The sequence below is a fragment of the Flavobacterium sp. P3_A6 genome (assembly GCF_056403035.1).
Genome location: NZ_JBFUGG010000025.1, coordinates 39239 through 65581, shown reverse-complemented (window position 1 = coordinate 65581; position 26343 = coordinate 39239). Strand labels below are relative to the sequence as shown.

Genomic DNA, 26343 nt, shown 5'->3' with positions numbered 1-26343 from the left:
GCAGTAGCGCTTTCTACATGATTACAAGAATAACAATGATAATTAAAACCCGATTTTTCGCATCCTTTTTCTGAGTTGCATTTAGTGCATTTAAAACCATCCATCCATTTAATTTTACTCAAATAAGCTTTACAAGCATCATCATTCGGGAATTCTTTTACTAGATTCAGTATGTTTTGCCCTTTAAATTTATCCATAAGTCAGTATTTAAAGGTACTAATTTACAGAAATTAAATTGATAACTCAATTACTTAATTTATACTAATTTTGTTGGCTTGCACTTGCTCGCGTGAGGGATTGCAGTGGAGCTCTTTTTTATTTGGTTTTTTTGCCAAATAAAAAAAGCGGGAACGGAAAGCCCGACCTGTAGTTTTTACGGAGGGTCACGCCCATGTGAACTAAGTGATTTTTAATCTAATTTCCGAATTTTATCCCAACAATTACACCCTCATTTTGGAATCCGTTTTGATAGGAACGGACATAGTCGATTCGGAACATTTTTAATTTCCCAAAACCGAGATTGTCCAAGCCTACACTGTACTCTGAATAGGGATTGGTATTTGGTACTGCCAGTAAATGATAACCTATAACTAAGTTTGATTTAAGCAGGTTTAACAAAGGGATTTTGTTCATTATAAATCCTCTGTCATTGTGCTCAGTATGGAATTCAAAATAGCTGTCATTGGTGCTGTTTGCGTAATAAGGCATTAAATTAAATACATTCAAATAATTTCCGGATAGCCCAACATAAGTTTGATTTCCGTTGAAATGCTGGTAATCTATAAAAGAGATATTTTCGGCATTAAAGAATTTTCCAGCTTTTAGATTCAGTCCAAAATCTCCTTTGTTTCCAAAAGTATGGCTGTATTTTATTTGTGCATTGATATTAGTAAAATCGTATTTCTTTTCGGTTCCGGCAAATCCTTTTTCAAGTCCTAAGTATAATGTGGGGTAATTATTGTTTCTAATATTGTATTTTCCGTCTGGTCGTGAAGCATATTTATTGCCGAAATTTATTTTGGCAGTCAAATTCAATTTAACCAAACTGTGTTTTTCGAACCCAGGATTAGTAAAGTCATTCGGATCTAAGGGATTATTGGAAGAATATATATCCTCTTTATTGAAAAATGAAAAATCTGTAGTGTTGAATAATGGTTTTCGCTGTTCATAATCAATTTTCCCTTTAAGATTAACGCCGTTTACAAGATCTTGGCCATACTCAATTTCGGCAAATTCCAAATTATATAACTTCATGTAATTGTCCTTAAAAAACAAAGTACTGATAGAGTTTATAAAAGGGCTGATTGGTTCATTCCTGTTGAATTGCTCCACAGTGTTTCCTCCAGCAATTTTTATATTCGCATAATTTTGATTGTTGAATTGGTGCCAATATTTTCCGCTAACTCGAAGGCGATCATCAGAAAAACCATAATTGATTTTCAAATCTATGTTGGTTCGTCGTCCTTTTTCTTCTTGCTTCCAGTTGGAATAAGAGAAACCGGTATTAAAGTTCCATCCCTGCACGGTATTGAAACTAAGAGAGCTGAGGTCAAGCAAGCCTTTGTACCCCAAGGAATATTTTTTTGAACTGCTTTTGTAGGTATAGCCAGTGATTGGATCAAAGAATTTAAACTTGTTTCCTTTTTTATCAATTGAATCTAAATATTTTTTAGAGTTACGGACTTTGTGAATGCTGTCTTTCCTTACATAATCGGTGATTTCTTCGCTTGTTAGCGGGATGGGTCTGTTCGCGTTCCAGAAAATAGTATCTTTTTTATTCGAATTTATATCGACGGCAGTAATCTCGTTGGTGAATGTTTTTTTGTCAAAAGAATCAACAAATTCATAATTACTGTAAACGTAAGTGTATTTACCATTGAATTTGATTCCAAATATTCCCGCATTGAATTCAAGACTTTGTGTGTTTTTTGCCCAAATTTTATTGTTTTTATTGTAACTGAAGTTTTGTTTTAATGTCATTACATCGATAACATCTTCTTTCATTCGGTAGCCTTTTATGTCTAAATCTATGGCATAAATAGCCCAAGAATTTTCTAAAATATAAATATAGCCTTCAAAAACCGGTTCTTTATCTCTTTTGGCGGTGACTTTTATCTTGTTGATTGTCTGATTGTTTTCGTCTGTAAAAGTGCTTTCCAATTTATATTTATAATAGCTGAATGCATTATCAGCAATAGGTGAAATCATGTTAATGCCAAAATTTATTGTATTGTCATAAAAGTCATAAAAGGAAGATCTTGCAGTATTGTAGGCATATCCTTTGTTGTCCCCGCTTACTTTTGAAGCCGTAACAACTTCTTTCAAATTGTTTGGCTTTTCATAAACAATTTTAGAAAATGTTTCAGACAAAGATATAATGCCAGTTCCAGTAGAATCTAAAGCGCCATTCATATCGCCTATTTTCTGGCCAAATATTTTTTTAGGAGCATTTTTTAGTTTGAAAATTCCTTTCGAATAAAAATCAGCTTTAAAACGTGACGTTTTTTTCGTGTTTTCTTTTTTGCTGGCAATGGCATTTTTTATGATCGCATTTGCAGGATTGTTTTTTGTATTAATTACTACTTCATTAAGTGAATAGCTTTCTTCAATCATTTTTACATCCAAATAAGAAGCAGATTTATCAGTTGGAATTTCTATTTTTTGAGTTTTGAAACCCAAATATTGGAAAACAATTTTATTCTTGCCAGCAGATTTTAAATGGAGCTGATACTTTCCCTGCTCGTTTGTGGTTGTTCCGTTATAAGTGTTTTCTTCAAAAACATTAATAAGCGGCAGCAGATTCCCTTTTTCGTCGGTAACGGTACCTTTTATTTGGGCAGAAACATGGAAAGACAGTATTAGTAAAAAGTACAAAAAAGCGTTTTTCATAAAATTTGAATTTTTATGTTTGACGCTTTTTTGTAAGTATGTTACGCGAATATTGAGGTGATTCTGTTAAAGTTTATACAAAAATATTACAAAAAAGACTGAATGGCCAAATCATAGCTTTTTAAGCCAAAGCCTAAAATTACTCCTTTGGCATTTCCGGAAATATAAGACTGATGTCTGAAACTTTCACGAGCATACGTGTTTGAGATATGAACTTCAATTACTGGAGTTGTCACTGCTTTTATAGCATCGCCAATACCCACAGAAGTGTGAGTATAAGCTCCTGCATTAAGAATTATCCCGTCATAGCTAAATCCTAATTCCTGTATTTTACCTATTAATTCTCCTTCAATATTGCTTTGATAATAGATTAATTCTAATTGAGGAAATTTGCTTTTTAAAATTTCAAAATAATCTTCAAATGTTTGAGAACCGTAAATTTCGGGTTCTCTTTTTCCAAGTAAATTTAAGTTTGGACCATTAAGGATGGCAATTTTCATAATTTTAGTTTTTGTAAAAATAAATAATCCTCACTGAATTTGAATGCTATTTGAAAAAAATCTATAGTTCTTGAAAATTCAGCGGCTTGATATATTTTTGTTACACAAAATTTTCTTTTGTTTTTAAATAATTGATTTTTTTAAAAGATTGATTTTTAGAGAATATGAGTTATTGTTAAATGATGGTTTTGTTAATATAATAGTTGTTGTCTTTTCGTACATTTATCATCGTATTAACAAACAAAACAAAACAAATGAAAAAGATTCTTTTATTAGTAATAGTATTTGCAATTAATTTTGCAGATGCTCAAGAGACAGCAATGCCTAAAGCTACTTTTTCTAAAGGCGATATGTGGATAGAAGGCGGTATTAGTTTAACAACAGGAGACAGTAGTGATGATTATTTTGCAGTGACTCCAAAAGGGGGGTATTTTTTGGATAAAAAATGGGCTATAGGTGCAGATATTAATTACGCCTCAGTGTCTTATTTGCCAAACAGCAATAATCTTGACAAATCGGATTCGTTTGGGATTGGAGGATTTGTAAGATATTATTTCTTGAGTTTAGGAAATTTTAAGGCTTATGGTGAAGCTGGATTAGGTTATAACCATACAAAATTGAATTATTTAAACGGTTTTTCTAATGTTAATAATGGCATAAAAGCAAACATTGATTTGGGAATTAATTACTTTTTTACTCCAAAATGGGCGGCCACATTTACTCTGGCTGAAGTGTTGAGTTATAATAATACTAGTCCAGAAAATGGTGATAATACAAGTGATTTAGTGATTAATATCAATTTGTTTAACAATATTTTTGCGCAGCCAAAATTTGGATTACTGTATAAATGGTAGTTTAAAACAGTTGCTGTTTTATATAAACCTCTCATTTGGGAGGTTTTTTATGCGCTAAAATGTCTTTACTTTGTCATTATGAATTGGGAGTCGTATCTAAAGAGTTATCAGTCGTATCTTAAGATTGAAAGAGGTTTGTCTAAAAATACCATTGACAATTATTCTTTCGATATTGAACGTTTGTGCCAGTTTCTGGTTCAAAATTCAATTCAGGTTTCTCCTATAGCCATTAATGATGAAACATTGCAGCAATTCATTTATGCTGTTTCCAAGGAAGTGAACCCAAGATCACAAGCCAGAATAATTTCAGGATTAAAAAGTTTTTTTTCTTATTTAATATTTGAGGATTTTAGAAATGATAACCCTTTGGAATTAATAGAATCTCCAAAAACTGGACGTAAACTGCCTGATACTTTAGCAGTCGAGGAAATTGATGTGCTTATTTCGGCAATTGATCTGAGCTCAAATGAAGGGGAACGCAATCGGGCTTTGCTGGAAACCTTATACGGCTGCGGATTGCGGGTTTCCGAATTGGTTTCCTTAAAAATATCAGATTTATTTTTTGAAGAAGGATTTATTAAAATTACTGGAAAAGGAAATAAGCAGCGTTTTGTTCCTGTAGGAGATTTGACCCAAAAATATATCGAGATTTATAAAAACGAAGTGAGAGTTCATCTGAATATTCAAAAAGGGTTTGATGATACTTTGTTTTTGAACAGAAGAGGAAAGCAATTGACACGAGCGATGATTTTTACGATCATTAAGGATTTGGCTGTAAAAATAAATTTGAGTAAAAAAATTAGCCCGCATACATTCCGGCATTCATTTGCTACTCATCTGTTAGAAAATGGAGCCGACTTGCGTTCTATACAATTAATGCTCGGTCATGAATCCATTACGACTACTGAGATTTATGTTCATTTGGACAGGAAATATTTAACCGAGGTTATTAATGCCTATCATCCAAGAAAGTGATTTTTTGTAATAATTGTAATGTTTTGTAACAATATCTGTTTAAGTTTCGATATTTTTGTTAATGCATAAAGAAGTATCGAAATCATGATTTTTACAGCCAATAAAAACCCCGAAGATTTAAATAAATTATACGAAAGTCTGATAAAACAGCTTCCGAATATAATCTTTCAGATAAGGGTAAATTCTCTTAAACAAATTACTGTCGATTTTTTGAGCAAACCAATTGAAATTCTTGATGAGTTTTCGATACAAGAATTTCTGGAGGATTCTTATAACTTATCCAATTATAAAATTTATGAACCAGATTTAAAAATGTTTTTGGATTCATACGAAAAGGCTATTTCGAGCAATGAAAAATGGGAGATTGATTTCAGATTGCTGATGCCTCAAAGCGGATATAAATGGATTCGTATTGATGCAACACCTAAAAAGAATGATCATAATGAAATAGTTTTTTATGGATTAATTTCGGATATAACGATAGTGAAAGAACAGGAAATTAGGTTAAAAGTAGCTGATGAAAGATATCATTTTGCTGTGCAGGCATCGGATAGAGGAGTTTGGGACTGGGATTTGATTACCAATAAAGTGTATTATTCTTCAGAGTCAATGAAGATACTGGAGTTAACAGAGTCTGATTTGGTTGCTGCTCCGGAAGAATGGGACGAAAGGGTTCATCCTGATGACCGTGAAGAGTATTACGGAAACATTAATCTGCATTTTGATAATAAAATCCCTTTCTATGAAACTTGCCATCGGGTCTTGTGTTCAGGAAAATACAAGTGGATTCTGGACAGAGGAAAAGTTATAGAAAGAGATGAAGAAGGGAAGCCTTTGCGTATTGTTGGGACTCATACCGATATTTCCGAACAAAAAGAGAAAGAGATTGAGTTGGCTAAAATGCTCGAAATTGTAAATGTCCAAAACAATAAGCTGCTTAATTTTGCCCATATCGTTTCTCATAATTTAAGAACGCACAGCGGTAATATTAAGTCATTATTGGATTTGCACAAAGAAGCTCTTTTGTCAGAATCGGACACGCTGGGCAATATTCAAATTGTATCCGATGAACTGTTTTCTACGATTGAAAGCTTAAATGATTTGGTCAGTGTTTATACCGAGAGAGAGAATAATATGCAGCTTTTAAAAATCAATAGCTTTATTGATAAAGTTTTAGATGTGCTGCATGACTCTATTAAGTTAAAAGGAATTCAAGTATTAAATTATGTTCCTAATTCGGTAAAAATACTTTGCATACCTGCTTACTTAGAGAGTATTATGCTGAACTTATTGACTAATGCCATTAAATATTCTGACCCAAATAAAGAAGCCAAAATTGTCTTTACTACTGAGCCAAATGATGAATTTGTAATTTTGAATGTAAAAGACAACGGATTGGGCATTGATTTAGAAAGACACAAAGATTCTATTTTTGGATTATATAAAACATTTCATAGAAACAATGATGCCAGAGGAGTTGGTCTGTATCTAACCAAAAATCAGATTGAAAATATGGGCGGTAAAATTGAGGTGGAAAGCACTCTTAATTTTGGTACAACTTTCAAGGTTTATTTTAAAAAGGGTTAATCTGTTTCTAAAAAAAAATAAAGATTGTTTTCAATTATGTTTTAGAAATAGCCAAACCTTCATAAATAGCCATCAATTGCATTTCGATAGCAACGGTTGTGATACTAAAGGATTGTTCGATAGATTTGTATTCAGTAAGCTGCCAGCTATTATCAGAATTCCTCATGAATTTTTTCACCATAATGCGTTCTGAGTCAATCAAGATATATTCCTGCAGTGAATTTATTTCTCTGTATAAAGTAAATTTCTCTCCTTTATCGTAATTTCTCGTTGAAGAGGAAAGAATTTCTATAATTACCGATGGATTGGTTATGGTGTCAAATTTATCGTCAGTAGTTTCTATTTCACCACAGATAATACTAATATCAGGGTACGTAAATAATGTGTTTTTAGGAATATGAATTCTTAAATCACTCCCAAAAGGCTGGCATTTTTTGCCTTTTAATTTTTTGCCTATCTCCGAAAAAGCATTCGCAAAAATTTTGTTATGCGGAATTGAAGCTTTGCTCATTGCGAAAACTTCTCCTTTGTAATATTCGTGTTTTTCCAATGCCATACGTTCAGCATCCAAATATTCTTTTTCGCTTATGTATAGTATTTCAGGAAGTCCCATGTCAAATAGTTTAAAAATAAAGTTAGGTTAATTTTTTTAAACTAATAAAATAAAAAAATCCAAATCCCAATATGAAATAATTGGAATTTGGATTTTATAATTTTGTTTTTCTGTGTTCTATTTTGCAATATTCACCGCTCTTGTTTCTCTGATTACAGTAACTTTAACCTGTCCAGGGTAAGTCATTTCAGTTTGAATTTTTTGAGAGATTTCAAAAGATAAATTGGCTGCGTTGTCATCAGATACTTTTTCGCTTTCAACAATTACACGAAGCTCTCTACCGGCTTGAATTGCATAAGCGTTTTTAACGCCACTGAAACCGTAAGCCACTTCTTCAAGGTCTTTTAAACGCTGAATGTAAGAGTCTAAAACTTGTCTTCTTGCACCAGGTCTTGCGCCCGAAATCGCATCACAAACCTGTACGATAGGAGATAATAATGATTTCATTTCTATCTCATCGTGGTGAGCACCAATAGCGTTGCACACTTCTTCTTTTTCACCATACTTCTCCGCCCACTGCATTCCTAATAAAGCGTGTGGCAAATCACTTTCTGCATCTGGCACTTTACCAATATCGTGAAGCAATCCAGCTCTTTTGGCAAGCTTAACATTCAATCCTAATTCGGCAGCCATAATACCGCAAAGTTTAGAAACTTCACGTGAGTGCTGTAATAAATTTTGTCCGTAAGAAGAACGGTATTTCATTCTGCCGACAACTTTTATCAATTCTGGATGTAATCCGTGGATTCCTAAATCAATAACGGTACGTTTTCCTACTTCAATGATTTCGTCATCGATTTGTTTAGTTGTTTTGGCAACTACTTCTTCGATTCGTGCTGGGTGAATACGTCCGTCTGTAACTAATTTGTGTAATGCCAAACGGGCAATTTCTCTACGTACAGGATCAAAACAGGAAAGAATAATCGCTTCCGGAGTATCGTCCACAATAATTTCAACTCCAGTAGCAGCTTCAAGCGCTCTGATGTTTCTACCTTCACGTCCAATGATTCTGCCTTTTACATCATCTGATTCGATGTTGAAAACAGAAACGCAGTTTTCTACAGCTTCTTCAGTTCCAACTCTTTGAATGGTATTAATAATGATTTTTTTAGCCTCTTGTTGTGCGGTTAATTTTGCTTCTTCAATAGTGTCTTGGATATGTGACATTGCCTTGCTTTTCGCTTCAGCTTTTAAGCCTTCAACCAGTTGTTCTTTAGCTTCATCAGCCGATAATCCGGAGATAACTTCCAGCTGCTGTAATTGGCTTTTGTGCAGTTTGTCAACCTCTTGCTGTTTTTTCTCTAAATTTTCAATTTTAGAAGTGTATTCTGCAGTTTTTGCTTCAAAATCATCGTTTACTTTTTTCGCTTTTGATAATTCATTTGAAATTTGTGATTCTTTGTCACGAACTCTTTTTTCTACTTCAGCTACTTTCTTGTCTCTGGCTAGAATTACTTGTTCGTGCTCCGCTTTTAATTCAATGAATTTTTCTTTTGCTTGAAGAATTTTATCTTTTTTAATGTTCTCTGCTTCAAGATTGGCATCTTTTAGTATAGATGTGGCTTCTTTTTTAGCACTTTTAATCAAATTAGAGATATTGCTTTTTTCGATGATTTTGGCAATGCCAAATCCTAGTGCAATACCTGTAATTCCTGAAATAATTATTGTTATGATGTCCATGTTTGTTAAAAATTTATATATAAAAAAAGCCTACATCAGAAGTTGTATAAACTCGAAAAGACAAGTTTTGAGCTAACTCACTGTTCAAGTTTCCTCGCCGAAGCGTGGCATGCTTTAGTAGTGATGATTTGCTCATTCTAAATTGTTAGTGTTGAGTTTACCAATATGAACTAATGTAGGCAGTATCTTAGTCTTTGTAAAGAACGTTTAATTTTCGAGATATTCGTCTAAAAGCAAATTGATTTTGTTTAATCTTTCAATGGTTTCGTCGCCATTTATAGCATTGTCAATCTGTTTTTGTTCTGCTTGAGAAGCAAATTGTAAAGCGCACATGGCTAATACATCCTGTTTGTCTCTTACAGCATAATTTTCTTCAAATTGCTTAATCATTGCATCAATTTTTTTAGAAGCACTTCTCAGTCCTTCTTCCTGAGAGAAATCTACCGTTAGCGGGTAAACTCTGTCAGCAATTGATATTTTAATTTTAAGCTTTTCGTCCATGTATCTTTTATTAATCTGATAGCTGGGCTATGCAGTAATCAATTTCACGAATTATTGAATTTATTTTAAGCTTTGTATCTCTTTTATTGTCGTCACTGCCTAATAATGCATTGGCTATTTTGAGTGTTTCTAATTGTGTTTTTAGCGCTTCAATCTCTTTGGATTGATTTTGTGTTAACACAGCAGTATTTTTTAACTCTAAACGTAAATCCTGATTGTTTTTCTCTAAACTTTGTATTTTTAGAAAAAGTTTTCCAATCTTATTTTCAAGAGTATCAATTATTTCTGCAATCACACTCATTATAATTCCTATTCATTACTTAATCTTACAAAGTTAGTATTCCTTTTTATTATTACAATATTTTATTGATTTTTTTACGTTAAAATAATCAATTATCTAAAAATCAGTTTATTATGTATTGATTTGATTTTGCGTATGAAATGAGTTCGATTGTAAATGTCGCAGTTTGCAAAAAAGCCTAAATGTTTATCTTTTTAGCCCTGATCAAAACGGCATCCTTTGCTTTTTTTCTTTAAAAAAGCAAAGATATAGTGTAGAGCAGGTACCATATTGCTGAAAACGCCTTATGTTGCTGCTCCCAAAAATTAATATGCGTATTCAGATTTGTGGGTTTTGCTTGCTTTTTTTATCTTAGCAAAAATGAATTACAGGAAATGTGCATAAATGCAAGTTGATTGTGAAAATCAAATATAGTTTTGTGTAAAATTATAAAATGGGAGTTAATTCCAGATAGCCGATAAAAAATGATATATAACTGCATATGAAACTTTCCTTTTTTTTGTTACTATTCTCTACTGCTCTTTTTGCTCAAGTTGAGTATCCTAAAGATTATTTTCGTTCGCCTCTTGATATTCCAGTGAAGTTGTCAGGAAATTTTGGAGAATTGAGACCTAACCATTTTCATGCCGGTTTTGATATGAAAACCCTTCAAAAAGAAGGATTGAACGTGTATGCAGTTGCAGATGGGTATGTGTCGAGGATTAAGATTTCTACTTTCGGTAACGGAAAAACGATTTATATCGATCATCCAAATGGTTTTACTTCGGTCTATGGGCATTTGCAAAGAGCCACCGATTCTATTGAAAGTTTTATAAAGCATACACATTATAGAGAGAAGTCTTTTGAAATTGAAATGTATTTTAAACCCAATCAGATGCCTGTTAAAAAAGGACAGCTGATTGCTCTTTCCGGAAATACAGGTGCATCTGAAGGACCACATTTACATTTCGAATTTAGAGATACCAAAACGGAGAAAATAATCAACCCAATGTTTTTTGGGTTTGATACTTTGATGCAGGATACCAAAAAACCAATGGTGTCTAATTTGTATGTGTACCCTTTAGATGCTAAAACTGCTGTAAATCATGCTCAACGGCGCATTCCTATTAATTTGTCTTTGCAAAAAGACGGAACTTATTTGGCAGATAAAGTGGCTGCAAATGGGAAGATTGGTTTTGGAATTACGGTTTTCGATTATGATGATGTGTCGTTTAATAAAAATGGTGTGTTCAATGTGGATTTGTCTAATAACGGAAAATCTGTTTTCGGATACCAATTCAATACTTATGCGTTTGATGAAATGCGTTATGTAAATGCGTTAATCGATTATTCATTTTATAAAAAAACAAGTCAAAGGATCCAAAAGCTATTCATGAATCCTCCTTATAATTTAAGCATTATAAAAACGGATGAATCTAACGGCATTATTACTGTGACTCCAAATTTGGCTAATGTTTGCCGTTTGGAAGTTTCAGACTTTTACGGAAACAAAACGGTAATTGCTATTCCGGTTGAATATGATTCACTTTCGGCCATAATCGAAAAAGAACCTGTTGTTTCCAATTATGTAGTGAAAGCATCTAAGGATTGTTTTTTTGAAAAAGAGAAATGTTCTGTTTTTTTTCCTGCAGGAACATTCTATAATGACTTTGATTTAAATTTTGATGTAAAAAATAATGTATTGACAGCACATGATGATACTGTTCCTGCCCATACTAATTTTACAATAACAATGGAGAATGACAGTTATGCTGATAAAAAGGATAAAGTTTTTATAGGCCGAATTTCGGGGGATGGGATAAGCTATAATTCTACTCGCGAAAAGAATAATGTTTATGAAACCAGAGTTAAAACTTTAGGGCAGTATAAACTGGTTTTGGATACGATTGCTCCGGTGATTGCCATCTCAAAATCTATTGAAGGGAAAAGATTGGATAATCAAAAGGTTCTTCAAGTTCGTATTTCGGATGGTTTGTCTGGAATACAATCCTATAATGGTTATCTGAACGGGAAATGGATTTTAATGGAATATGATAATAAAACGAATCTTTTGACTCATAATTTTAGTGACGGAATTGTTGCTGAGGGCGATAATGAATTAAAAGTTGTGGTTATTGATAATGTAGGTAATTCTGCTATCTTTGAAACTCATTTTCTAAGAAGTCAAAAACAATAAAAACAAAAAAAATTGAATATTTTTAAATCACTACGCTGTTTTATTTTTTTGCTGATGGGAATAACTTCATTTGCTCAAACAGCTTTTGTTAAAGGAGTTGTTTTGGACAAAAAAAATGTTCCTGTTGAAGGCGTAAATGTGATTTGTGCAAACAATGGCACTCAAACTAACGAAAAAGGGTTTTATCAGATTGCTATTCCATCCAATCAAAATGTTACTATCGAATTTACTCATGTTTCTTTAAAAAAAGCCAGCCTTAAAGTTTCTCTGCAAACTAATGAAGTATATGTATTTAATATGTATATGAATGATCAGGAGGAACAGATGGGGGAGGTCGTCATTAATAATAATAAAAAAACGGTTCAAGGGATTCTTACTTTTGAAGCCAAAGACATTCGGTTTATTCCTGGCGCCAATGCTGGTATCGAAAACGTTTTGAAAACATTGCCAGGCGTAAATTCCAATAATGAACTAAGCACTCAGTACAGTGTGCGAGGCGGGAATTATGACGAAAATTTGGTTTATGTCAATGATATTGAAGTGTATCGCCCTTTTTTGATACGCTCAGGACAACAGGAAGGTCTGAGTTTTGTTAATACTGATTTAGTTCAGAATATTGATTTTTCGGCTGGAGGTTTTCAGGCAAAATATGGTGATAAAATGTCTTCCGTTTTGGATATTATCTATAGAAATCCGACGAAGTTTGGAGCTGTTTTAGAAATGAGTTTTCTAGGCGGAAGTCTTGCAGTTGATTTGTCGTCTAAAGACAAGAAATGGTCTGCAATTACCGGAATCAGATATAGAAACAATAGTCTTCTTGTCAATAGCCAAGACACCCAAACGAATTATACTCCAACTTTTGCAGACATGCAAACCAATATTAATTACCAAGCCTCGGCCAAATGGCAATGGAGTTTTCTGGGGAATATTTCTCAAAATAAGTATTTATACCAACCACTTACACGTCAGACAAATTTTGGTACGGTTGATGAGCCTATGGCACTTGCTGTCTATTATCAAGGCAAAGAGAAAGATTTGTACAATACCTATTTTGGCGCAGTAAAAACTGCCTATCAGGTGAATGATTCTTTTTCTTTAAAATTTATTGGATCTGTTTTTCATACTATAGAACAGGAATATTTTGATATTTATGCGCAATATAGATTAGGTGAGGTGGATACCAATATTGGATCCGATACGTATGGCGGCATTCAGTTTTCAAGAGGAATTGGTTCTCAGCTCAATCACGCCCGTAACGATTTAGATGCTTTAATTGCTAATTTAGAAATAAAAGGCCTGAATAATTGGAAAGAAAATCAAATCGAATGGGGGGTAAAATACACTCGGGAATCAATTCGCGACCGAATTTCAGAATGGGAAGTAATAGACTCGGCGGGTTTTTCAATCCGGCCTCCAATAATATTGCCTAAAAACGATGAACCTTATCAGCCTTATGATGGATTATTAATTCCGTATCAATATGTAAAAGCCACTAATTTTGCTAATATTGACCGATTTTCGGCTTATACGCAATGGAACCGAAAAGATAATTTAGGAACAAATGAAATATGGTACAATCTAGGTGTCCGCATGCAAAGCTGGGAAGTTTCAGGAGATAATTTGAACGGAAAGCTTCAAACAGTTTTTAGTCCAAGAGCTCAATTTGCCATAAAGCCAGATTGGGAAAAAGAAATGCTTTTTAGGTTTACTGTTGGTGTTTATAATCAGCCTCCATTTTATAGAGAATTACGAGATTATGATGGAGTAGTCCAGCCCGATACCAAAGCTCAAAAATCAGTGAATGTAGTTTTAGCGAATGATTATAGTTTTAAAATGTGGCAACGCCCTTTTAAGTTAGTAACTGAAGGGTATTATAAAAAAATGACCGATGTAAATCCTTATACGGTTGATAATGTCAGAATACGTTATCTGGCCAAGAATAACGCTGTGGCCTATGCGCAGGGTTTGGATTTAAGGCTTAATGGAGAGTTTGTTCCCGGAACCGATTCATGGATTAGTTTTGGATATTTAAAAACCGAAGAGAATATTGATAACAAAGGATATATCGCCAGACCAACAGATCAACGGTTAAAGTTTGGTCTGTTGTTCCAAGATTATATGCCAAAGATTCCAAGTTTGAAATTGTATTTGAATTTGGTGTATAACACAGGGTTACCAGGAGGTTCGCCTTCTTATTCTGATCCGTATTTATATCAAAACCGACTGAATGATTACCGACGGGTTGATGTTGGTTTTTCCAAAGTTTTTATTGATCAAAGAACAGGATTAGCTGCTAAGAAGTTTTTAAAGAATTTAAAGGAATTATCATTAGGTTTTGAAATTTTTAATCTTTTTAATAATCAAAATGCCATTACCAATACTTGGGTTAGGGATGTGTATACCAAAACCGAATATGCGATTCCCAATTATATGACAACCAGAGTTTTTAATTTGAAATTGAATGCGAGGTTATAGAAAGAGTAATTTTGTCGCAGATTTCACGAATTATCACAAATTGAATCCTGTTTTTAGAATTTGATTTCACGGATTTTATCAGTTTTAAGAATTCTTGATTCAAGTCTGATGGGAAATTGACGAAGAAAATTTATGCAAATGTTTTTCGTGTAAATTGGTGTAATTAGGGTCTGATTTTTTTAAAGCAAATGGTATGAGGTTATAGTTTCTTTTTTTGGGATTATTGGAATTAATAAATCTGTTGCATATTTCCTTTCCATTTTTAAAAATGATTACATTTGAGTTTATTTTTTAATATCAGAATAATTATGAGAACATCACATTTTGTCTATATTGGAATTTCGCTTTTGCTTTTAGCGGGCTGTAAGGAAGAAACAGAAAAGCCGAAAGTGACTTACGATGCTTCAAAAACAGTGCGTGAACTTACTAAAGTCGATTCTACTCAAATAAAAATTGCCGATTTGCCTCTACAAATGCAGGGAACCAATTATTTGATTCATCCAGTAGGTGATTTGAGTGTTTATGAAAAAGGATCTAAAAATAAATATGGTTCGTCGAGTGTGAATGATTTGAGTTTTACAATATCAAATGCATCCGAGTATGAAATTACAGGTTATCTTCAGAATCTTAAATTTCAAAAAATAGGTTCTGATTCCATAAAAGCATTAACAGACAAACCTGTTTTGATTCAAACGGCGACTTACTTGAAAACGGTTTCTGATAGAATCAATAAACAGATTATGGTCTATACACTGATGGATATGGATACCAATAAAGATGGAAAACTCGATGTAAGTGATATTACAACATTGTATTTGAGTAAAATTGGCGGAGAGAAATTCACCAAAGTTTCAGTTGATTTACAAGAATTGATAGATTGGAATTTGATTGAATCTCAGAATCGCTTATACTTTAGAACTGTAGAAGATACCAATAAAAATGGAAAATTTGACAGTAAAGATGTAGTGCACTACAATTACATCAATTTGGTCGATAAAGACTGGAAAGTAGAGAGCTATAATCCTATTTAATTGGGTTTTATCTCTTTCAGTATAGTATTATAAAAGAAAAAGTTGGGCATGAGTTGTGCCAACATACAAATTGGTTGAAATAACACCGAAAAACGACAAATTTAATGACCGTAAAGTATAAGAACACACCCGAAAATAAAAAAGAAGTCTATTTTTTTTTAGGTCTTTTGTCAACTCTTTTTGCCAAAATGGAAGCAGATTTGCTCAAAATTCTTGGAAAATTAATTACATCTGATTTTGTATTAGCTAATACGCTATTTGAAAGAAATACACTTGCGCAAAATATCGAAATGCTAAAAAAATTAACTGATTTAAAGCAATACGAAGAGAAAACAATTAAAGGCTTAACAGACAAAATATCTAATATTAAAAAAACTAGAAATTTATTCATTCACGGTGTTTGGAGTGAACCAATTGAAAAAGATAATGATATAATAATAACTTGCCGGGAATCTAAATTAGATTATTGGGAAAATTTTGAAAATGGAATAAGAATGGGGCGTAATTGGCGTTCAAATAAAACAACTGAAATAAGACTTTCATATATAAGAAAACTTGTTGACAAAGTAGAGGAAATCATTTTGATTGAGGAACATTTATTAAAAAAGTTAGAAGATTATGATTATATAGCAAATCTATAAGTTACTGCAACCAACAGCTACTCCTATGTATTTGGGCAATAGGCTTAATCGAAAGTTAGTTTTATTTGGGATGTTTGGCAAATCTGAAAAGAGAGCTTAATTTAGTTCCAAACCCACTGTAGTGTAGTGCCAGAGATGTTAATTTTTTAAAACTCAAAAAAAATTCGTGATAATTCGTGTCACTTCCCCCAAATCCTAAATCAAAATATCGCTTTCTAAATCTGATTTTTCTATTTCAAAATCAAATCCAAGCTGCGTTACCAATTGAATTACCAAATTTTTATACCAGTTCTCGGATTTGGGATGAATGTAAATTTTCTCGATCAATTGATTAATGTCTACATTTATTTTTAAGCCATCGTTTAATTTGATATTGCTGTTGGTCACGTCTGTAATGATTCGTACCTCGCGTTCGTATTGGAAACTTTTTCGTTTGAACAAAAAAGGAAAAAACAAATCATCAAACGGAATGTACTCTTTTTTGTAATCGATATAATTGACTTCGCCAATATACTGCTTGTAATTTTTTTCGGGAACCAAAGCATTTTGAAGTCTTTTTATTGTAGACTGTATGGCCAATCCTTCACTGTTTTGGGTAAAAATCTGCCACATTGCAAACGATTCATATTCGTTGATGTGCCAACTGCTTATAGCTACTTTTTCCCGATGTGTTTTGTAGTAGTTTAAAAAATCAGGATTGTCGATGGAGAGTTTTTTGATTTCTTCAAATGTTGGTTCGCTGAAAGTACCTTCATATTGGTCTTCAAATTTATCCGAACGCGACATAAATAATTTTCGCGAAAGCAATAAATCCAAAAACTTCGACAAGTCCAGATATTTCCATACAATGGTATCTTGATCTTGCGGAAGTTTTATGTTAGGATTATTATGGTACATTGCTTTTTGGATTTAAAAATTTTAGTTTGTCAAAAATCTAAAATCAGCATTCTGAAATCTAAAATCATTATTCGAGTGATTGCATCGTTACTAATTTGTTGTATGCGCCATTCATTGCAATGAGTTCTTCGTGTTTGCCTTGCTCTACGATTTTTCCTTTTTTCATAACTACAATCAAATCTGCTTTTTGAATAGTCGAAAGACGGTGCGCAATTACAATCGATGTCCTGTTTTGCATCATATTTTCCAGAGCGACTTGTACAAATTTTTCGCTTTCGGTATCCAAAGCTGATGTTGCCTCGTCCAAAATCATAATTGGAGGGTTTTTCAAAACAGCACGAGCAATAGAAAGACGCTGTTTTTGGCCTCCGGAAAGTTTGTTACCGCTGTCTCCAATATTAGTATAAATTCCAAGAGGTAAATCTTGGACGAATTCATAAGCATTGGCAATTTTCAAAGCTTCTATAATTTCGTCATCGGTTGCATCCAATTTTCCTAATGAAATATTCGCTTTTATGGTATCGTTAAATAAAATGCTGTCTTGGGTTACCAATCCCATCAAACCTCGGAGAGACTGCAGATTCAAGTCTTTTATGGCAATTCCGTCAATTGAAATTGTTCCTTCATGAACATCATAAAAACGGGTCAATAAATTGGCAATGGTGCTTTTTCCGCTTCCTGACTGTCCTACAAGGGCAACAGTTTGACCTTTTTTTACAGTAAGAGAAAAGTCTTTTAGGACGTTTTCATCCTCATATTTAAAATTGATATTTTGAATCGCAATTTCCGAATTGAAAGAGGTTTTTTCAATTGCATCATCTTTGCTGGTTATCGGATTTTCCTGATCTAAAATCTCTAAAACACGTTCTGCAGCTGCGTTTCCTCTTTTTACTCCGTATGAAGCTTTAGAAATGGCTTTTGCAGGAGTTAGAATATTGTAAGCTAATCCCATATAGGCAATAAACGCAGCGCCTTCAAGCGTTTTGTCGATCAAAACCATTTGGCCTCCGTACCAAAGCAATATGGCAATTACAGTAATCCCCATAAATTCACTGGCAGGAGAGGCTAAGTTTTGGCGATTGCCAATACTGTTTGATAATGTAAAAAAACGTTCTGTAGAATTTTGAAAAACGGTATTGAAGTAGTTTTCAGAGTTATATCCTTTTACTACTTTCAATCCGCCAATTGTTTCTTCAATAGTTGATAAAAAAGTTCCTTGTTCCTGCTGTGCTTTTGTAGATTGTTTTTTCAGCTGTTTTCCAATCAATGAAATTATGTATCCTGAGACAGGAATGAAAATGAAAACAAATATGGTTAGCTGTGCACTAATAAGCAACATTGCGGCTATTGTAAAAATAATAGTAAGTGGTTCTTTTACAATAAGCTCAAGTATAGCCAAAAAGGAGTTTTGCACTTCGTTTACATCTGCAGATATTCTCGAAATAACATCTCCTTTTCTTTTTTCAGAATAAAAAGCTAATGGAAGTTCTAATGTTTTTTTATACAAAGCATTTCGCATGTCTCTTAAAACACCATTTCGTAAAAAAGTGATGAAAAACATGGCTAAATAATCGGCTAAGTTTTTTAATAAAAAAATCGAAATTATAATTGCAACCATTATAGATAAAACGTAACCAGATTCATGAGTCCCTTTGGTTGTAGTAATGTAATAGCTCAAATAATCTTCACCATATTCTTTAAGTTCTAAAATTCCTTTAAACACCGGTTTTACCTTATTTTCTTTCGTTTTGTCAAATAATACTTGAAGCATCGGTATTAAAGCAACAAATGAAAGAGTGCTAAAAAGAGCATATAAAACATTAAAAAAGATATTTAAGAAGGCATATTTTTTATACGGATATATAAAAGGAACTATTTTTTTGAAATTGCTCATTATTTAAGTTGTTGTTTAGGCATTAAAACCCGACAATTTTAGAAAATGTCGGGTTTATTTTTATTTAAGGCAATAGTATTTTAGCTCAATTGCATTGCAGTAATTATATTTTTGATTTTTTCATCTAACACCTTCTCAACTTTAGTGAAATTTTCAACCGAATCCAACTCGGTTTTTACACTGATGTAGAATTTAATTTTAGGCTCTGTTCCGCTTGGTCTTGCACAAATTTTAGATCCGTCTTCCGTATAGTAAATCAATACATCTGCTTTTGGCATATCTATAGTTTCTTCTTCGCCAGTAAACAAGTTTTTGGCAATTGATGATTTGTAATCTTCAACCATTACGACTCTTTGGCCATTGATTTCTTTTAATGGATTTTCACGCAAAGAAATCATCATCTGATTGATTTCTGCCAAGCCTTCCATTCCTTTTTTAGTAATCGAAATTAAATGCTCTTTGTAAAAGTCGTGCTCTACATATAGTTCTAATAATTTTTTGTAAACCGTGCTTCCGTTAGCTTTGGCTTGAGCTGCTAATTCACAAATCAATAAAGTAGCCGCAACGGCATCTTTATCACGTACTGCATCACCCACCATATATCCAAAACTTTCTTCTCCGCCACCGATGAATTCTAATTCTGGGAAATCCTTAATCATTTTGGCAATCCATTTGAAACCAGTCAAACCAACTTTGAATCCAACTTCATAAGCAGAAGCCAATTCCATAATCATTGGAGTAGAAACAATAGTAGAACCAACGAACTGTTTTCCGTTAATCTTACCTGCTTTTTTCCACTCTTCCAATAAAAAAGCGGTCATCAAAATCATGGTTTGGTTTCCGTTCAATAAGGTCATTTTGCCTTCATTATTTCGAACAGCAACACCCAAACGGTCACAATCAGGATCAGTGCCAATAACAATATCCGAGTTGGTTTTGTCTGCCAATGCCAATGCCAATGTTAGAGCTTCCGGTTCCTCAGGATTTGGAGATTTAACAGTTGGAAAATCACCATTTGGCACTCTTTGTTCTTCAACAATATTTACGTTTTTATATCCTGCTTGTGCAAAAGTCTCAGGAACAGCAGTAATTGAGGTTCCGTGCAGAGAAGTAAATACAATGTTTAGATTGTCTTTAGCTTCTTGCGAAGTTCCAAAACTAGCATTTTCAATAGTCGATTTGATGAAAGCCTGATCAACTTCGGCATCTATATATTGAATCAAATCTTCGTTTGCATCAAATTTGATTTGGTTGTAATTCAATTTTTCAATAGTATCGATAATATCTCCATCTTGCGGAGGAACGATTTGTCCGCCATCTTCCCAATATACTTTGTAACCGTTATATTCTGGAGGATTGTGAGAAGCCGTTAATACAATACCGCATTGACAGCCTAAATATTTAAGAGCAAAAGATAATTCAGGTGTTGGTCTTAAATCCGAAAATAAATAAACCTGAATGCCATTTGCCGAGAAAACATCGGCAACTACTTTAGCCAAAGATTTACTGTTATGACGGCAATCAAAAGCAATAACTGCTTTTATTGGCTGATTTGGGAAAACTTTATGCAGATAATCTGAAAGTCCCTGTGTGCTTTTTCCAAGCGTGTATTTGTTGATGCGGTTGTTTCCAACTCCCATTACACCGCGCATTCCGCCTGTTCCAAATTCTAAATTTTTATAAAAACTCTCTTCTAAGTCTTTTGGAGAAGTCGTCATCAATTCTTTTATGGCAACTTGAGTTTCATTATCAAACGTAGKAGTTAACCATTCGTTTACTGCGTCTAAAATGTTTTGTGCTATGTGCATTATATATTTAGTTTAAGTTGTTAATCTATTTTATATAAGTAAAAATGTCAGTTTTATTAGGAGCTATTACTTCGTCAGTTCGCTTCGCTCGTGCCCTGCTATCCGTTACAAACGAAGTTCACTGGACTCCTATGAAATAAATATTAAGTGAAGTAATCTTTTTATTTTTGGTGGCAAAAATAAAAAGGATTTTCACTTCTATCAGGGCTAGTCAAGCCAATCAGGTTCTAACATTCAAATTTGTACTAAGATTTTAATCTGTTAAAAATTTACCTCAGTCGAAACTTTGTATCGTTCTTCATTGTTTTTGGTTCTCAAAATAATTTCGCCAAGAAATCCTGCCAAAAATAATTGCGTTCCCAAAATCATCGTTGTCAAGGCTATAAAAAACCACGGATTATTAGTAACCAAAGTATATTTCATGCCATTATACATATGGTATAATTTTGAAAATCCAATATATCCTGCGGAGAAAAAACCAATGATAAACATTAAGGAACCAACCGCGCCAAATAAATGCATAGGTCTTTTTCCAAATCGGGAAAGAAACCAAATCGTTATTAAATCCAAGAAACCATTGATGAAACGCTCCATCCCAAATTTAGTTTCTCCATATTTTCTAGCCTGATGCTGCACAATTTTTTCGCCGATTTTGCCAAAACCGGCATTCTTGGCCAAAACCGGAATGTATCGGTGCATTTCGCCAGATACTTCAATGTTTTTTACTACCACATTTTTGTAGGCTTTCAGTCCGCAGTTAAAATCATTCAATTCAACTCCCGATGTTTTTCTGGCTGCCCAATTAAATAGCTTCGACGGAAGATTTTTGGCTACAACAGAGTCGTAGCGTTTCTTTTTCCAGCCCGAAACTAAGTCGTATTTTTCTTTGGTAATCATTTCGTACAAACCAGGAATCTCGTCCGGACTGTCCTGCAGATCGGCATCCATAGTGATAATTACATCCCCTTTTGCCTTAGCAAAACCAGCATGTAAAGCTTGGGACTTTCCAAAATTTTTCATGAACTGAATCCCTTTTACATTTGGATTCTCATTGGCAAATCCTGATATAATGTTCCAGGATTCATCTGTACTTCCGTCATCCAGAAAAATGATTTCGTAACTATAATTGTTAGATTTCATTATCGAAATGATCCAAGTGTACAATTCTTGTAAAGATTCCTCTTCATTAAGAAGCGGGATGAGTATAGATAAATTCATTAATTAGAGACTTTGAGGTTTTTCATTTTTTAAAATTACACCTACTATGAGAGAATAAAATAAACCAATGAAAGAATACATTGCAAGAGTCACTGGGAAAACAATAAGAGGATTCATGAATTTTTTCATCATAACCAAACCTGACTGCATTTGTGTGCTGGTAAGATTTGGATTGCTTTTTAGCATTCCGTCTTTAGCAATTGATACCATTTCATCAACGAATTCGGGGAAAATAAAATTAAAAATAACACTAAAAGTAGCATAAATAGCGGCAGCAATAAATGTTATGGAAACCCCAATTTTAAGACATTCGCTCAAAGTTACAAATCCATTATTTATGTTTTTCTTATAACCGTTGCAACCTATATATATGAATAATATAGGTAAAATAAGGTAATTGGCGATGTTTACAATTGTTCCAAAAGGAGTATTTACCAATGATCTCATTCCAATTACATACATAACTGTAAATTCTAAAACCATAATGACACCGAACAAAACACCATAAATAATTCCAGATTTAGCTGGGGATGTACTTTTTTCCATAAAAGCTCTTTTTTATTAGTTTACAAATATAGCAATTCCCAATATATTGGAGTGTATAAAATGATTTTTACGTCTATATAAAAAAAGTAATGCAAAGGTTTGTATATTAAAAAATAAGTGTAAATTTGCAAACTCAAAATAATATTGTAAAACAAAAAGTTATAACGAGTTTATACCTTTTCTGTTAGAAGAAAAGCTTCAAGACAAGTTATAATTAACAAATAAAAAAGATTCAAGATGAAAAAAGGTGTACACCCGGAAAATTACAGATTAGTTGCTTTTAAAGACATGTCAAATGAAGATGTTTTTATCACTAAATCTACTGCTGATACTAGAGAAACTATTATTCACGAAGGTGTTGAATATCCAGTTGTAAAAATGGAGATTTCTAGAACTTCTCACCCTTTTTACACAGGTAAATCTAAACTTATCGATACTGCAGGTCGTATTGATAAATTCAAAACTAAATACGCTAAACACGTTAAATAATTTTAACTGTTTTTTATATGCATATAGAGCCTCGCAATCTGCGGGGCTTTTTTTATGAAATTTTGCGGTAAATTCCTTTTCAGTGCGGTTCGATCTTCCGAAAACATTTAAAAATAGTTGTAACTTTGCTTTGATAACCAAATCACATTTTAACAATTTACAATTTAATTTATGAACTATATACTTTTTGACGGCCCCGCTCGAAATGCATTGTTACCCTTTACTTTTACCCGTCCTGTTGCCGATATTCTTGTAGGTATTATGACCATTCGCCAAAAATGGGAAGCGTATTTGAGATCTACAACGACAACGGTAACCGAGGAATATTTGTCTGAGAAATTTCCAATGGTTGAGTTGGAAGAAAATGTAATGATTAATGCTTCTTTTTTGCCAAATAATGTTTTGGCCGAAATGGTTAGCAATCTTGGGCCTAATCAGGCAATTTTCAAAGGGGAAAATGTTATTGCTTTTTATGCGGATGACCAGCAGGAAGTAGATTTTGATACTTACGAAATCCTCGAATACAGCGAAGATTGTATAACTATAGAACATACTTGGGATATTTTCTCTAAAAATGATTTGGCAATTCGTGAAGATTTTGAGTTTTTGACAGAAGATAGAAAATCACAGCCAATCCCGAAAAGTGTAAACGTCATCGCTCCCGAAAATATTTTTATTGAAGAAGGAGCTAAATTAGAGTTTGTAACCTTGAATGCTTCCTCTGGGCCAATATATATAGGCAGGGATTCTGAAATCATGGAAGGATCAATCATTCGCGGACCATTTGCGTTATGCGAAAATGCGCAAGTGAAAATGGGTGCAAAAGTATATGGAGCAACAACCGTAGGACCTTATTCCAGAATAGGAGGCGAGGTAAAAAATGCAGTTCTTTTTGCTTATTCCAATAAAGGGCATGACGGATTTCTTGGAGATTCTGTATTGGGAGAATGGTGTAATATTGGAGCAGACAGTAACAACTCTAATTTGAAAAATAATTACGAAGAAGTAAAATTATGGAGCTATGAAACCGAAAGTTTTGCTAAAACAGGTCTTCAATTTTGCGGATTAATGATGGGGGATCACAGCAAATGTGGAATTAATACGATGTTTAATACTGGGACAGTGGTAGGAGTAAGCGTGAATATTTTCGGAAGCGGTTTTCCTCGCAATTTTGTACCGAGTTTTTCTTGGGGCGGAGCTACAGGATTTACGACTTATGTGACCAAAAAAGCTTTTGAGACAGCAAGATTAGTAATGAGCCGCAGAAATGTGGATTTCGACGAGAAGGAAGCTGCTATTTTGGAACATATTTTTGAGGAATCAAAAAAGTGGAGGAAAGAGTGAAAAAGAATTAGATAATGTGTCAATTAGAAAATTAAAATAGTATCTCCGTAAAGTTTGTGCTTTGCGGAGTTTTTTTATAAAACAAGTTCATTTTCTAACTAACATATTTTCTATTTATCACATTTTCTAATTGCCTAATTATCTAATTAACCTATCTTTGCGCCTTCAAAAAAATGTTCAGTTTAATAATCACAACTTTAAACTTTTGAACATTAAACCTTAAACAAAAATAATGATTACAATTAATGATATTTCGGTTCAATTTGGAGGGACTACTCTTTTTAGCGATGTTTCTTTTGCAATAAACGAAAATGATAAAATTGCCCTTATGGGTAAAAATGGTGCTGGTAAATCAACACTTTTAAAAATTATTGCAGGGCATGGCAAACCTTCTACCGGAAATGTTTCTGTGCCAAAAGAAGCTGTTGTTGCTTATTTGCCACAGCATTTATTGACAACTGATGGTGCTACGGTGATGGAAGAAGCTTCAAAAGCTTTTGGCGAAATTTTCAACATGAAAGCCGAAATCGATGAAATCAATGAGCAATTGACCATCCGTACCGATTATGAAAGTGATGGGTACATGAAATTAATCGAAAGAGTTTCTGATTTAAGCGAAAAATATTATGCTATTGAGGAAGTGAATTACGAAGCTGAAGTGGAGAAAATTTTAATGGGTCTTGGTTTTGTCCGAGAAGATTTTACACGCCAGACTTCTGAGTTTTCCGGAGGCTGGAGAATGAGAATCGAATTGGCGAAAATCCTTTTGCAAAAACCAGATTTAATTTTACTGGATGAGCCTACCAATCACATGGATATCGAAAGTATTCAATGGCTGGAAGATTTCTTGATCAATTCGGCCAAAGCGGTTGTGGTTATTTCACACGACAGGGCTTTTGTAGATAATATTACCAATCGTACTATTGAAGTAACAATGGGACGTATTTATGATTACAAAGCTAAGTATACTCATTATTTAGAATTAAGAAAAGACCGCCGTATTCATCAGCAGAAAGCCTATGATGAGCAACAAAAAATGATTGCTGACAACAGAGCTTTTATAGATCGTTTTAAAGGGACATTTTCTAAAACGGATGCGGTTCAGTCGCGAGTTAAAATGTTGGAGAAGTTAGTGATTGTTCAGGTTGATGAAGTGGATACCTCGGCATTGCGCTTGAAATTCCCGCCTGCTGCACGTTCAGGACAATATCCTGTGATTGTAAAAGAGATGTCAAAATCCTATGGAGATCATGTAGTTTTCAAAGATGCTAATATTGTAATTGAAAGAGGTCAAAAGGTTGCATTTGTTGGGAAGAACGGTGAGGGTAAATCAACAATGATCAAAGCCATAATGAAGGAATTTGCTCCTGACGGCGGTTCTGTAGAAATTGGACATAATTCTCAAATTGGCTATTTTGCACAAAATCAAGCGGCCTTATTGGATGAAAACGCTACTATTTTTGAAACTATAGATGACATTGCTGTTGGTGATGTAAGAACGCAGATAAAAAATATTCTTGGAGCTTTCATGTTTCATGGAGATGATATTACCAAAAAAGTTAAGGTGCTTTCCGGAGGAGAAAAAACGCGTTTGGCAATGATTAAATTGTTGTTGGAGCCAGTGAATTTGTTAATTCTGGATGAACCTTCAAATCACCTGGATATGAAAACTAAAGATATTATAAAGGATGCGCTGCGTGATTTTGACGGAACTTTAATTCTAGTTTCTCACGATAGAGATTTTCTTGATGGTTTGGCTACTAAAGTTTTTGAATTTGGAAACAAGCGTGTTGTTGAACATTTTGAGGACATAACCGGTTTCTTGGCTCACAAGAAAATGGATAGCATGAAAGAAATCGAAAAATAAATTTTAAATTTTGAAAATGAAAAAGGCAAGAGAAATTAATCTCTTGCCTTTTTTTAT

22 protein-coding genes are annotated in these 26343 nt (G+C 33.4%); 10 read left to right on the top strand and 12 right to left on the bottom strand.

Annotated features, from left to right (window positions below; translation table 11 throughout):
- The 3 genes from AC1DVP_RS18645 to aroQ all read right to left on the bottom strand — a co-directional run.
- Nucleotides 1–197: transposase (locus AC1DVP_RS18645; RefSeq protein ID WP_477184986.1), on the bottom strand; the 197-nt coding region annotated here is incomplete at its 3' end.
- Nucleotides 198–414: 217 nt separating this feature from the next.
- Complete coding sequence (locus tag AC1DVP_RS18640; RefSeq protein WP_477184985.1) at nucleotides 415–2889, bottom strand: DUF5686 and carboxypeptidase regulatory-like domain-containing protein; 2475 nt, start codon at nucleotides 2887–2889, stop codon at nucleotides 415–417.
- A gap of 86 nt (nucleotides 2890–2975) precedes the next feature.
- Entirely contained in the window at nucleotides 2976–3389 is a 414-nt protein-coding gene (gene aroQ / locus AC1DVP_RS18635) for a type II 3-dehydroquinate dehydratase (RefSeq protein WP_477184984.1), read from the bottom strand.
- A gap of 254 nt (nucleotides 3390–3643) precedes the next feature.
- Between aroQ and AC1DVP_RS18630 the strand changes: the two genes are divergently transcribed.
- The 3 genes from AC1DVP_RS18630 to AC1DVP_RS18620 all read left to right on the top strand — a co-directional run bounded on the left by AC1DVP_RS18630 (nucleotide 3644) and on the right by AC1DVP_RS18620 (nucleotide 6805).
- Nucleotides 3644–4243, top strand: a complete 600-nt coding sequence (locus AC1DVP_RS18630) for an outer membrane beta-barrel protein (RefSeq protein ID WP_477184983.1) — start codon at nucleotides 3644–3646, stop codon at nucleotides 4241–4243.
- 78 nt (nucleotides 4244–4321) lie between these two features.
- Nucleotides 4322–5218 (top strand): site-specific tyrosine recombinase XerD, encoded by an 897-nt coding sequence (xerD, locus tag AC1DVP_RS18625; RefSeq protein ID WP_477184982.1) that lies wholly within the window; start codon nucleotides 4322–4324, stop codon nucleotides 5216–5218.
- Nucleotides 5219–5302: 84 nt separating this feature from the next.
- Nucleotides 5303–6805 (top strand): PAS domain-containing sensor histidine kinase, encoded by a 1503-nt coding sequence (locus tag AC1DVP_RS18620; protein WP_477184981.1) that lies wholly within the window; start codon nucleotides 5303–5305, stop codon nucleotides 6803–6805.
- 34 nt (nucleotides 6806–6839) lie between these two features.
- Here AC1DVP_RS18620 and AC1DVP_RS18615 read toward each other — a convergent pair whose 3' ends face one another.
- The 4 genes from AC1DVP_RS18615 to AC1DVP_RS18600 form a co-directional block, all read right to left on the bottom strand.
- Nucleotides 6840–7418 (bottom strand): Uma2 family endonuclease, encoded by a 579-nt coding sequence (locus AC1DVP_RS18615; protein WP_477184980.1) that lies wholly within the window; start codon nucleotides 7416–7418, stop codon nucleotides 6840–6842.
- Nucleotides 7419–7535: 117 nt separating this feature from the next.
- Complete coding sequence (gene rny / locus AC1DVP_RS18610) at nucleotides 7536–9098, bottom strand: ribonuclease Y (protein WP_477184979.1); 1563 nt, start codon at nucleotides 9096–9098, stop codon at nucleotides 7536–7538.
- A gap of 207 nt (nucleotides 9099–9305) precedes the next feature.
- Nucleotides 9306–9599, bottom strand: coding sequence for a cell division protein ZapA (locus AC1DVP_RS18605; protein ID WP_477184978.1), 294 nt, complete (start codon nucleotides 9597–9599; stop codon nucleotides 9306–9308).
- A gap of 10 nt (nucleotides 9600–9609) precedes the next feature.
- Nucleotides 9610–9900, bottom strand: coding sequence for a hypothetical protein (locus AC1DVP_RS18600; RefSeq protein WP_477184977.1), 291 nt, complete (start codon nucleotides 9898–9900; stop codon nucleotides 9610–9612).
- 481 nt (nucleotides 9901–10381) lie between these two features.
- Here AC1DVP_RS18600 and AC1DVP_RS18595 point away from each other — a divergent pair, with 481 nt between their 5' ends.
- The 4 genes from AC1DVP_RS18595 to AC1DVP_RS18580 all read left to right on the top strand — a co-directional run bounded on the left by AC1DVP_RS18595 (nucleotide 10382) and on the right by AC1DVP_RS18580 (nucleotide 16223).
- Nucleotides 10382–12076 (top strand): M23 family metallopeptidase, encoded by a 1695-nt coding sequence (locus AC1DVP_RS18595; RefSeq protein ID WP_477184976.1) that lies wholly within the window; start codon nucleotides 10382–10384, stop codon nucleotides 12074–12076.
- Between the two features lie 54 nt (nucleotides 12077–12130).
- A complete protein-coding gene (locus AC1DVP_RS18590; RefSeq protein WP_477184975.1) occupies nucleotides 12131–14551 on the top strand; it encodes a TonB-dependent receptor in 2421 nt (806 codons plus the stop codon).
- Between the two features lie 308 nt (nucleotides 14552–14859).
- Entirely contained in the window at nucleotides 14860–15582 is a 723-nt protein-coding gene (locus tag AC1DVP_RS18585) for a hypothetical protein (protein ID WP_477184974.1), read from the top strand.
- Between the two features lie 104 nt (nucleotides 15583–15686).
- Nucleotides 15687–16223 carry a hypothetical protein gene (locus tag AC1DVP_RS18580; protein ID WP_477184973.1) on the top strand — a complete coding sequence of 179 codons (537 nt, stop codon included), beginning with the start codon at nucleotides 15687–15689 and terminating at the stop codon, nucleotides 16221–16223.
- A gap of 195 nt (nucleotides 16224–16418) precedes the next feature.
- Here AC1DVP_RS18580 and AC1DVP_RS18575 read toward each other — a convergent pair whose 3' ends face one another.
- The 5 genes from AC1DVP_RS18575 to AC1DVP_RS18555 all read right to left on the bottom strand — a co-directional run bounded on the left by AC1DVP_RS18575 (nucleotide 16419) and on the right by AC1DVP_RS18555 (nucleotide 22586).
- Complete coding sequence (locus tag AC1DVP_RS18575) at nucleotides 16419–17120, bottom strand: hypothetical protein (RefSeq protein WP_477184972.1); 702 nt, start codon at nucleotides 17118–17120, stop codon at nucleotides 16419–16421.
- 67 nt (nucleotides 17121–17187) lie between these two features.
- Nucleotides 17188–19014 (bottom strand): ABC transporter ATP-binding protein, encoded by a 1827-nt coding sequence (locus AC1DVP_RS18570; RefSeq protein WP_477184971.1) that lies wholly within the window; start codon nucleotides 19012–19014, stop codon nucleotides 17188–17190.
- A gap of 80 nt (nucleotides 19015–19094) precedes the next feature.
- Entirely contained in the window at nucleotides 19095–20822 is a 1728-nt protein-coding gene (locus AC1DVP_RS18565; protein ID WP_477184970.1) for a phospho-sugar mutase, read from the bottom strand.
- A 261-nt stretch (nucleotides 20823–21083) separates the two neighbouring features.
- A complete protein-coding gene (locus tag AC1DVP_RS18560) occupies nucleotides 21084–22040 on the bottom strand; it encodes a glycosyltransferase family 2 protein (RefSeq protein ID WP_477184969.1) in 957 nt (318 codons plus the stop codon).
- 3 nt (nucleotides 22041–22043) lie between these two features.
- The gene (locus AC1DVP_RS18555; RefSeq protein ID WP_477184968.1) at nucleotides 22044–22586 is read right to left on the bottom strand and encodes a DUF4199 domain-containing protein; all 543 of its coding nucleotides are present in this window, start codon (nucleotides 22584–22586) and stop codon (nucleotides 22044–22046) included.
- 237 nt (nucleotides 22587–22823) lie between these two features.
- Here AC1DVP_RS18555 and AC1DVP_RS18550 point away from each other — a divergent pair, with 237 nt between their 5' ends.
- The 3 genes from AC1DVP_RS18550 (at nucleotide 22824) to AC1DVP_RS18540 (ending at nucleotide 26286) form a co-directional block, all read left to right on the top strand.
- Nucleotides 22824–23075, top strand: coding sequence for a type B 50S ribosomal protein L31 (locus AC1DVP_RS18550; protein WP_116797397.1), 252 nt, complete (start codon nucleotides 22824–22826; stop codon nucleotides 23073–23075).
- Between the two features lie 171 nt (nucleotides 23076–23246).
- On the top strand, nucleotides 23247–24419 hold the full coding sequence (locus AC1DVP_RS18545; RefSeq protein WP_477184967.1) for a GlmU family protein: 1173 nt from the start codon (nucleotides 23247–23249) through the stop codon (nucleotides 24417–24419).
- 232 nt (nucleotides 24420–24651) lie between these two features.
- A complete protein-coding gene (locus AC1DVP_RS18540) occupies nucleotides 24652–26286 on the top strand; it encodes an ABC-F family ATP-binding cassette domain-containing protein (RefSeq protein ID WP_477184966.1) in 1635 nt (544 codons plus the stop codon).
- The last annotated feature ends 57 nt before the right edge of the window (nucleotides 26287–26343 follow it).

Coding starts and splice junctions, on each gene's coding strand:
- AC1DVP_RS18575 (WP_477184972.1), bottom strand. CDS start 17,120: ATGTACCATAATAATCCTAACATAAAACTTCCGCAAGATCAAGATACC.
- AC1DVP_RS18590 (WP_477184975.1), top strand. CDS start 12,131: ATGGGAATAACTTCATTTGCTCAAACAGCTTTTGTTAAAGGAGTTGTT.
- AC1DVP_RS18555 (WP_477184968.1), bottom strand. CDS start 22,586: ATGGAAAAAAGTACATCCCCAGCTAAATCTGGAATTATTTATGGTGTT.
- rny (WP_477184979.1), bottom strand. CDS start 9,098: ATGGACATCATAACAATAATTATTTCAGGAATTACAGGTATTGCACTA.
- AC1DVP_RS18615 (WP_477184980.1), bottom strand. CDS start 7,418: ATGGGACTTCCTGAAATACTATACATAAGCGAAAAAGAATATTTGGAT.
- AC1DVP_RS18620 (WP_477184981.1), top strand. CDS start 5,303: ATGATTTTTACAGCCAATAAAAACCCCGAAGATTTAAATAAATTATAC.
- AC1DVP_RS18605 (WP_477184978.1), bottom strand. CDS start 9,599: ATGGACGAAAAGCTTAAAATTAAAATATCAATTGCTGACAGAGTTTAC.
- aroQ (WP_477184984.1), bottom strand. CDS start 3,389: ATGAAAATTGCCATCCTTAATGGTCCAAACTTAAATTTACTTGGAAAA.
- AC1DVP_RS18600 (WP_477184977.1), bottom strand. CDS start 9,900: ATGAGTGTGATTGCAGAAATAATTGATACTCTTGAAAATAAGATTGGA.
- AC1DVP_RS18640 (WP_477184985.1), bottom strand. CDS start 2,889: ATGAAAAACGCTTTTTTGTACTTTTTACTAATACTGTCTTTCCATGTT.
- xerD (WP_477184982.1), top strand. CDS start 4,322: ATGAATTGGGAGTCGTATCTAAAGAGTTATCAGTCGTATCTTAAGATT.
- AC1DVP_RS18630 (WP_477184983.1), top strand. CDS start 3,644: ATGAAAAAGATTCTTTTATTAGTAATAGTATTTGCAATTAATTTTGCA.
- AC1DVP_RS18585 (WP_477184974.1), top strand. CDS start 14,860: ATGAGAACATCACATTTTGTCTATATTGGAATTTCGCTTTTGCTTTTA.
- AC1DVP_RS18595 (WP_477184976.1), top strand. CDS start 10,382: ATGAAACTTTCCTTTTTTTTGTTACTATTCTCTACTGCTCTTTTTGCT.
- AC1DVP_RS18545 (WP_477184967.1), top strand. CDS start 23,247: ATGAACTATATACTTTTTGACGGCCCCGCTCGAAATGCATTGTTACCC.
- AC1DVP_RS18550 (WP_116797397.1), top strand. CDS start 22,824: ATGAAAAAAGGTGTACACCCGGAAAATTACAGATTAGTTGCTTTTAAA.
- AC1DVP_RS18570 (WP_477184971.1), bottom strand. CDS start 19,014: ATGAGCAATTTCAAAAAAATAGTTCCTTTTATATATCCGTATAAAAAA.
- AC1DVP_RS18540 (WP_477184966.1), top strand. CDS start 24,652: ATGATTACAATTAATGATATTTCGGTTCAATTTGGAGGGACTACTCTT.
- AC1DVP_RS18560 (WP_477184969.1), bottom strand. CDS start 22,040: ATGAATTTATCTATACTCATCCCGCTTCTTAATGAAGAGGAATCTTTA.
- AC1DVP_RS18580 (WP_477184973.1), top strand. CDS start 15,687: ATGACCGTAAAGTATAAGAACACACCCGAAAATAAAAAAGAAGTCTAT.